The sequence below is a fragment of the Capnocytophaga canis genome (genome assembly GCF_000827555.1).
Classification (GTDB): Bacteria; Bacteroidota; Bacteroidia; order Flavobacteriales; family Flavobacteriaceae; genus Capnocytophaga; species Capnocytophaga canis.
Map to the genome: position 1 here is coordinate 24,437 of NZ_CDOI01000013.1, position 8,031 is coordinate 32,467.

Genomic DNA, 8,031 nt, shown 5'->3' on the forward strand with positions numbered 1-8,031 from the left:
TTTAGTTTTTTATTACATACAAAGGTTGTAATGGAAATCGTTCCTTACGAGTATTGCAACCCGTTTTTGAAAACGGGTGCAAATATAAGAAAATATTGAAAATCTTAAAACTCCCAATCACCGCGTACTTTGAGTACCTGTGTGATTACATCCCGAACACAACCTTTACCCCCTTCCAAGTGGGAAATATAATCGGCTACGGCTTTTACTTCAGGAGCAGCATCTTGTGGACAGGTAGCTAATCCAGCGTGTTTCATTGGAGGAATGTCCGGTAAATCGTCTCCCATATAAAGAATTTGTTCCTTTTTTAAGCCTTTATTTTTTTGGTATTCAAGAAAAGTATCTAATTTTTGGTGTCTTTTCATGAATATATCCGTAATTCCCAAATCTTCAAAACGTTTTTTAGTTCCTTGGTTATTTCCGCCCGTAATGATGCAAATGTTATATCCTTTTTCAATAGCGTATTTCATTACGAAACCATCCTTAACGCTCATGCTTCGAAGTAATTCTCCTTCATTGGTTACTAATACTTGAGCATTGGTTAGTACGCCATCCACATCAAAAACAAATGTGGTTACGTCTTTTAAAAATTCTTTATAACTTTTCTTTTCCATATGTGGTTAATATTGAATTTGTAATTGTTTTGTATATCTCTTTTTCAACTCCATTGAGCATAGCCATGTGATTTTTGATTGTTTGTTGGTCATCGCGTCGGGCAGGTCCCGTTTGAGCTTCTATGGCTGAAATATTTTGTAACTTTTCAAAGGTCTCGGTTAATAAAGGTTTGAGTATTTCGAAGGGAATTTTATGTTCATCGCACAGTTTTTGACCAATCCCTACCAGATGGTTAGTAAAATTATTTACAAAAACTGCTGAAATATGGAGTATTTTTCGTTGAAAACTATTAATTTCATAGATGTTTTCAGAAATAGATTCAGCTAAATGGCGTAAAATGTTCAAATCTTCTGCTTTTTTAGCTTCTAAGCATAATGGAATTTTCCTAAAATCTACGGGTTTAGCTTTTGAAAACGATTGCAATGGATAAAAAACACCTTTTCTATTTTTGTCATTCAGTAAGTCAATGTCCGTATTTCCTGAAGTATGAACCACTAATGAGTTGGTGTAAGGCAACCGTGCTGAAACATCAGCAATCGCATCGTCTTTCACAGCAATGATGGTCAAATCAGTGGGTTTTAATTCGGCGATATGAGTCGTTTTCTTAATTTGAAATTTATCAAAATCAGAAGTGAAGCAACTTCTGTTGTAAAGTTGCTTCACTTCCACATCTGTTAATTTGAGGAAAGTATTAACCAAATGAAAAGCTACGTTTCCTCCTCCAATAACTGTAATCGTCAATGTTTTTTTCATCGATTTTTATATTAATATATGCTCCAATCTACCACCATTCGGTCGATTTTAGCATCTTCCTCGATGTCATCTTTGGTTACATCAGATGAAAGTCCAAAATTTTTATTTTTTAAAGCCGATTTATCAAACGTAAAATAAACGTTTTCACCTTTCGGAGTAATTAAAATACTTTTAAAGGTCTGTTCTATTTCAAAATCAGTGTATTTTGATTTAATATCTTTGTAAGTACTTGCCAAAGAGATTCCTTTTTCTGTGGTAAAACGCGGATCTAATATACGTACGCTTTCCACGACTTTTTCATTTGTTTTTCCACTAATGGCAGGTGTGATTTCCAGTAATTCTTTTCCTCCTTTTTCAAAGATTAGAATACGCTCAGTGTTCGCATATCGGAGTTCTCCTTCATAGGTACTGTTCACTAACGAATCCTTAGCATAAATAGAATCTAATTTCTGTACAGCTACATTTTTTTGTAATACACCTACGCTTTCTTTGGTTATTAAATAGGTTTTATTCTCAGAATTACAAGCTATTATTGATAAAGCAATAAACGTTAATCCAATTATTTTTCTCATGTTCTAACTATTGATTTTATATATTTATTTTTTAATAACTTTATTTAGTATTCCCAACACTCCACGCACAAAAGTAGCACTTGTCACCATTTTCAACAGCGGATTTTGAGCGGTTGAGCGAGTTGTTCGAGATGTTTTGCGTGTTGTAGGGGATTGTGATTGACGCGATTGCTGTTTTTCAGCTAACTCACGTTCTTTTTCTTTGGTTGCACTGGCTTGAATTTCAGCTATTTTTTTGTTTAATAACTCGTAAGCACTTTCTCGGTCAATGGTTTCGTTGTATTTTTTGGCTAATTCCGACCGATTTACTAAACTATTTATTTCGGCATCAGAAAGAATATCCATACGACTCATCGGAGCTCTAAGCATGGTAGCAACCAAAGGGGTAGGGATTCCTTTTTCGTTCAAAACTGTCACGAAAGCTTCTCCTGTTCCTAAAGAGGTCAGTACTTCTGCAGTGTTGTAGTATTCTGTGATTGGGTAATTTTCAGCCGTTAGTTTGATGGCTTTTCGATCTTTGGCAGTGAAGGCTCTCAGAGCGTGTTGCACTTTCATTCCTAATTGCGAAAGTACAGCATCAGGTACATCTGTTGGATTTTGTGTGCAGAAAATCAAACCGACGCCTTTGGAACGGATTAATTTAACGATATTTTCTAATTGATTCAACAAGGTTTTTGATGCTTCACTGAAAATTAAGTGAGCTTCATCAATAAAAATCACCAATTTAGGTTTTTTAAGGTCTCCTTCCTCTGGGAAAGTTGAGTAGATTTCTGCTAACAAACTGAGCATGAAAGTAGAAAACATCTTTGGACGATCTTGAATGTCTGTCAATCGGATAATATTTACATACCCTTCACCTTTATTGTTAGTTCTTAGTAAATCAGAGGGTTCAAAACTACGTTCGCCGAAGAATAATTCTCCTCCTTGGTGTTCCAATTCCACTATTTTTCGGAGAATAGCACTTGTTGATGTTTTAGCTATAGCTCCGTATTCTTTTTCAAAATCAGTTTTACCTTCTTCTGTAGCAAATTGGAGTATTTTTTTCAAATCTTTTAAGTCCAACAGCGGGTAATTGTGATCATCACAATACTTAAAGATAACAGCTAACACGCCTTCTTGTACATCGCTCAAATCTAAAATACGGGAAAGTAATACCGACCCGAACTCAGAAACTGTAGCACGTAAACGAACCCCTTTTTGTTCTGAAATGGTTAAAAGCTCCACAGGGAACGATTGATTTTCAAAAGGAAGCCCTATCTTTCTATGACGTTCTGTAATGAAAGATTTTTCTTCACCTGCTTCTGCCAATCCGCTTAAATCACCCTTCAAGTCCATTAAAAGTACAGGAACACCATTTTTGGATAAATTCTCTGCAATGACTTGCAAAGTTTTGGTTTTTCCTGTACCAGTCGCACCTGCGATGAGTCCATGACGATTCAAAGTTTTTAGAGGTAAATTAACTAACAGATTTTCAATGGGTTCTCCATCGAATATCGCACCTCCTAATGTAATGTAGTCGCCCTTACAGGTATATCCCGAAAGGATATGCTCCTTAAAAGATTCTATTTTACTCATTCTTTTTGTTCACAAAGTTACAAGGTAACAAAGGTACAACAAAAAGTGGAAAAAAAGAAAGTTTCATTTCAAAAAAACAGAATTGAAAGCTAATATTATTTTTTAACATCTTGTTTTCTAAAAAAGATGTCAAAAAATATATTTTATATATGATTGATTATAAGTTGTTTAATTTATGTACATTTTTCATATAACAAAAAAAATCTTTTTTTATTAGCCCAGTACAAATATTCTTCGTACATTAGCACGTTAATTGAATACAAAACATAAAAAATAGTAAGAAATAATATGGCAGAAGGAGAAAAACTCATTCCAGTGGACATTGGTGATGAGATGAAATCCGCTTACATTGACTACTCAATGTCGGTAATTGTTTCGCGAGCATTGCCCGATGTGCGTGATGGTTTGAAGCCAGTGCATCGTAGGGTGTTGTTCGGGATGAATGAATTAGGAGTTTTTAGCAATAGTCAACACAAAAAATCAGCAAGGATTGTGGGAGAAGTTCTTGGTAAGTACCACCCCCATGGAGATTCCTCAGTATATGATACTATGGTACGTATGGCTCAAGATTGGAGCTTACGTTACATGCTTGTTGATGGAAAAGGAAACTACGGTTCGGTTGATGGCGATCCTCCTGCGGCAATGCGTTACACAGAGGCTCGTATGCGTAAGATTTCCGAAGATATGTTGGTTGATATTGACAAAGACACGGTCGACCATCAGTATAACTTCGATGATACTTTGTTGGAGCCCAAGGTTTTGCCAACGCGTATCCCCAGTTTATTAGTTAATGGTTCTTCGGGAATTGCTGTAGGTATGGCAACCAATATGGCTCCTCATAATTTGACGGAAGTCATTGATGGAACGGTAGCCTACATTGAAAATCCTGAAATAGATATTGAAGAGCTAATAAAATATGTCAAAGCTCCTGATTTCCCTACAGGAGGTATCATTTATGGTTATGAAGGCGTTCGAGAGGCATTCAAAACGGGACGTGGTCGAGTTGTTGTACGTGCGAAAACTAATATCGAAGAAGTAAATGGAAAGGAATGCATCATAGTTACCGAAATTCCATATCAGGTCAATAAAGCTGAAATGATTAAAAAAACGGTGGATTTGATCAATGAGAAGAGAATTGAAGGAATTTCAGAGGTGCGAGACGAATCGTCTGGAAGAGGAGGAATGCGTGTTGTTTATGTTTTGAAACGAGATGCTGTAGCTAATGTAGTATTAAATAATTTATTCAAACATACTGCTCTTCAAACATCGTTCAGTGTAAATAACATTGCTTTAGTTGACGGTCGTCCACAATTGTTAAATTTGAAGGATTTAATTCACTATTTTGTGGAACACCGCTATGATGTGGTTTATCGCAGAACTCAGTTCGAACTGAAAAAAGCACAGGAAAGAGCACATATTTTAGAAGGATTAATCATTGCTTCTGATAACATTGACGAGGTAATTGCCATTATCCGTTCGTCGGAAAATGCGAACGAAGCTCGTACCAGATTGATGGAGCGTTTTGCATTATCTGAGATTCAATCACGAGCCATTGTTGAGATGCGTTTGCGTCAGCTAACAGGTCTGGAGCAAGATAAGTTGCGTATTGAATATGAGGAGGTTATGGCTCTTATTAAAGATTTGGAAGACATCATCGCACGGAAAGAGCGTCGTACTGAAATTATCAAAGAAGAATTGCTTGAGGTGAAGGCAAAATATGGTGATGAACGTCGTTCACAAATTGAATATGCAGGAGGAGAGTTTAGTGTTGAGGATATGATTCCTGATGAAACAATGGTCATCACAATTACACATGCTGGATACATTAAACGTACATCGTTGAACGAATACAAAACCCAAAATAGGGGAGGTGTGGGGCAGAAAGCGTCCAATACGCGTGACCAAGATTTCTTAGAACATCTGTTCGTAAGCTCGAATCACCAATACATGTTGTTCTTTACCCAAAAAGGAAAATGTTTTTGGATGCGCGTGTATGAAATTCCTGAAGGAACAAAAACATCGAAAGGAAGAGCCATTCAAAATCTTATCAATATTGAACAAGATGATAAGGTTAAAGCCTTTATCAGCGTAAAAGATTTGAAAGATGAGGAATACATCAATAACAACTTTTTGATTATGGCGACAAAACAAGGAATCGTCAAGAAAACGTTATTGGAGGAGTACTCCCGTCCACGTCAAAATGGAATAAACGCTATTACCATTAAAGATGGTGATGAGTTGTTAGAAGCAAAACTTACTTCAGGAAAAAGTCAACTAATGTTGGCAGTGAAATCAGGACGAGCTATTCGTTTCGAAGAGGAAAAAGTACGTGCAGTAGGACGTAACTCACAAGGGGTTCGAGGTATTGATTTGGACGTGGAAACAGACGAAGTAGTTGGAATGATCGCTATTGAAAATCCGCAGGAAGAAACCGTTTTGGTGGTTTCAGAAAACGGCTACGGAAAACGTTCTTACATTGATGAACCTGAAACTGGAGAAGCAGTTTACCGAATTACCAATCGAGGAGGAAAAGGAGTAAAAACCATTTCAATCACTGAAAAAACAGGTAACTTAGTGGCTATTAAGAGTGTACTTAGTGGTGAAGATTTGATGATTATTAACAAATCTGGAATAGCTATCCGTTTACCAATAGACGATTTACGAATTATGGGACGTGCAACACAAGGGGTTAGGCTCATCAATATTAAAGGAAATGACTCTATAGCAGCTGTTGCGAAAGTTATGAAGGAGGATGAGCAGGAATCTTCAACGGATGAAAATCAAGAAAATGGTACAGAAATTGAGAGTACAGAATAGAAACAAAAAAATATTGTAGAATTAATTACCAGAAACAAATGAAAAAACCATTAGTGATAGCAGCTGCTTTATTAGTTTCAGCAACTGCATTTGGACAGAAAAAAGAACTCAGAGAAGTTGAAAAGCTAATCAAAAAAGGAGATTTAGCGGGAGCAAAAACGATGCTTTCTCAGGTGAAAAGCATAGCCTCAAGTGGTGATTTTGCGGCTCAATACTATTTTTTGGAAGGGACAGTAGGTTTGGAAAATGCAAAGAAAAATGCTAATTTACTTGCCTCATTGAAAGATGCTTCACAAGCATTTGCCAAAGTGAGAGAAATAGAGGGAGGAAAAGGGAAATTTACAGCTCAACTACCTGCTTTAAGTGAAGTAGCCGCTAAAATTGCATCGAATAAAGGGCAAGAAGCGTACACAAAGCAAGATTTCAAAACAGCTACTACAGCTTTTGAACAGGTATACCGCTTCAGCCCAAAGGATACGGTCAATCTATACTATGCTGCTTCAATGGCTGTTCAAGATAAAGATTATGATTTGGCTTTGCAATATTACAAAGAGTTAAAAGATATGAACTACGATGGTTCAGAGGTTCTTTACTACGCAAAAGACAAGCAGTCAGGAGAGGAACAGTTATTTGGAAACAAAAATCAACGTGACTTGATGGTTAAAGGTGGAACGCACACGAATCCAAGAACCGAGAAAACCCCATCAAAACGCGCTGAAATCGTAAAAAATATCGCTTACATTTATGTAGAGCAAGGCAAAAACGATGAAGCATTACAAGCTTTTGAAGAAGCTCGTAAGAGATTTCCAAACGATGCCAACATCGTGGTACAAGAGGCGATGATTTATTTCCAATTGGATAATAAAGATAAATTTAAAGAATTGATGCAAGAAGCTATCAGAATTGAACCTAATAATCCTGATTTGCATTACAATATAGGAGTAATCAATTTACAACAAAATAATGTAGTTGAAGCTCGTAAATCATTTGAGGAAGCATTAAGACTAAAACCAGACTATGCAGCAGCTGCGTTAAACATCTCAACATCATACATTACTCAGGGTAATGCCTTGATTGAAGAGATGAATGCTTTGGGTAACTCAAAAGCAGATGTTAAAAAATACGAAGAATTGAGAGTGAAAAAAGATGATTTCTTCAAAAAAGGAGCAGATGTTTTGGAAGATTATGTAAAAAAACAAGGTAATACTAAGGATATTTTAGAGCAATTGAAAAGTATCTATGGTGCCTTAGGGGATCACAGCAATTTCCAAAGAATTAAATCTTTATTAGGAGAGTAGTCATTGATTGTCTCAAACGAAGTTAAAGAAAGTTGTCCACAATATTGGGCAACTTTTTTTGTATGGTAGTTTTTTTTTATCTTTTCACCTTTGTACAATGAATTGACTTTTATTAAACTTAAAAAAATACTTATTTGGGTGTTATGTGAAAATCACAAAATATTTTAACATTTAAATCTATTCAGATATGAAAAATTAGCATATATTTGCAACCTGATACAAAGCATTTAACTACTCAAAACTTTATGAATTTCATTACAAAATACTTGCATAACTCATTGAATTTCTGTATATTTGCATTGCAAATTGATATGGAAAACGCAACGCAACGCAACGCAACGCAACGCAACGCAACGCAACGCAACGCAACGCAACGCAACGCAACGCAACGCAACGCAACG

Annotated in this window: 6 protein-coding genes; 2 read left to right on the forward strand and 4 right to left on the reverse strand. The window is 36.1% G+C overall.

The window, feature by feature from the left end; all coding sequences use genetic code 11:
• Window positions 1–104 precede the first annotated feature (104 nt).
• The 4 genes from CCAND38_RS01230 to CCAND38_RS01245 are packed head-to-tail and all read right to left on the reverse strand — an operon-like array spanning window position 105 to window position 3,515.
• Window positions 105–614, reverse strand: coding sequence for a KdsC family phosphatase (locus CCAND38_RS01230; protein ID WP_042009197.1), 510 nt, complete (start codon window positions 612–614; stop codon window positions 105–107).
• Complete coding sequence (locus tag CCAND38_RS01235) at window positions 595–1,368, reverse strand: Rossmann-like and DUF2520 domain-containing protein (protein ID WP_042343154.1); 774 nt, start codon at window positions 1,366–1,368, stop codon at window positions 595–597. The genes CCAND38_RS01230 and CCAND38_RS01235 overlap by 20 nt, the downstream gene beginning before the upstream one ends.
• 11 nt (window positions 1,369–1,379) lie before the next feature.
• Window positions 1,380–1,940 carry a hypothetical protein gene (locus CCAND38_RS01240; protein WP_042009192.1) on the reverse strand — a complete coding sequence of 187 codons (561 nt, stop codon included), beginning with the start codon at window positions 1,938–1,940 and terminating at the stop codon, window positions 1,380–1,382.
• A gap of 24 nt (window positions 1,941–1,964) precedes the next feature.
• Entirely contained in the window at window positions 1,965–3,515 is a 1,551-nt protein-coding gene (locus tag CCAND38_RS01245; protein ID WP_042343155.1) for a helicase HerA-like domain-containing protein, read from the reverse strand.
• A gap of 288 nt (window positions 3,516–3,803) precedes the next feature.
• Here CCAND38_RS01245 and gyrA point away from each other — a divergent pair, with 288 nt between their 5' ends.
• The gene (gyrA, locus tag CCAND38_RS01250; protein WP_042343156.1) at window positions 3,804–6,332 is read left to right on the forward strand and encodes a DNA gyrase subunit A; all 2,529 of its coding nucleotides are present in this window, start codon (window positions 3,804–3,806) and stop codon (window positions 6,330–6,332) included.
• A gap of 38 nt (window positions 6,333–6,370) precedes the next feature.
• Window positions 6,371–7,630, forward strand: a complete 1,260-nt coding sequence (locus tag CCAND38_RS01255; protein ID WP_042343157.1) for a tetratricopeptide repeat protein — start codon at window positions 6,371–6,373, stop codon at window positions 7,628–7,630.
• Window positions 7,631–8,031 lie beyond the last annotated feature (401 nt).

Excerpts from the sequence above, each read along its gene's own strand:
- CCAND38_RS01230 (WP_042009197.1), bottom strand. The coding sequence starts at position 614 with ATGGAAAAGAAAAGTTATAAAGAATTTTTAAAAGACGTAACCACATTT.
- CCAND38_RS01235 (WP_042343154.1), bottom strand. The coding sequence starts at position 1,368 with ATGAAAAAAACATTGACGATTACAGTTATTGGAGGAGGAAACGTAGCT.
- CCAND38_RS01240 (WP_042009192.1), bottom strand. The coding sequence starts at position 1,940 with ATGAGAAAAATAATTGGATTAACGTTTATTGCTTTATCAATAATAGCT.
- CCAND38_RS01245 (WP_042343155.1), bottom strand. The coding sequence starts at position 3,515 with ATGAGTAAAATAGAATCTTTTAAGGAGCATATCCTTTCGGGATATACC.
- gyrA (WP_042343156.1), top strand. The coding sequence starts at position 3,804 with ATGGCAGAAGGAGAAAAACTCATTCCAGTGGACATTGGTGATGAGATG.
- CCAND38_RS01255 (WP_042343157.1), top strand. The coding sequence starts at position 6,371 with ATGAAAAAACCATTAGTGATAGCAGCTGCTTTATTAGTTTCAGCAACT.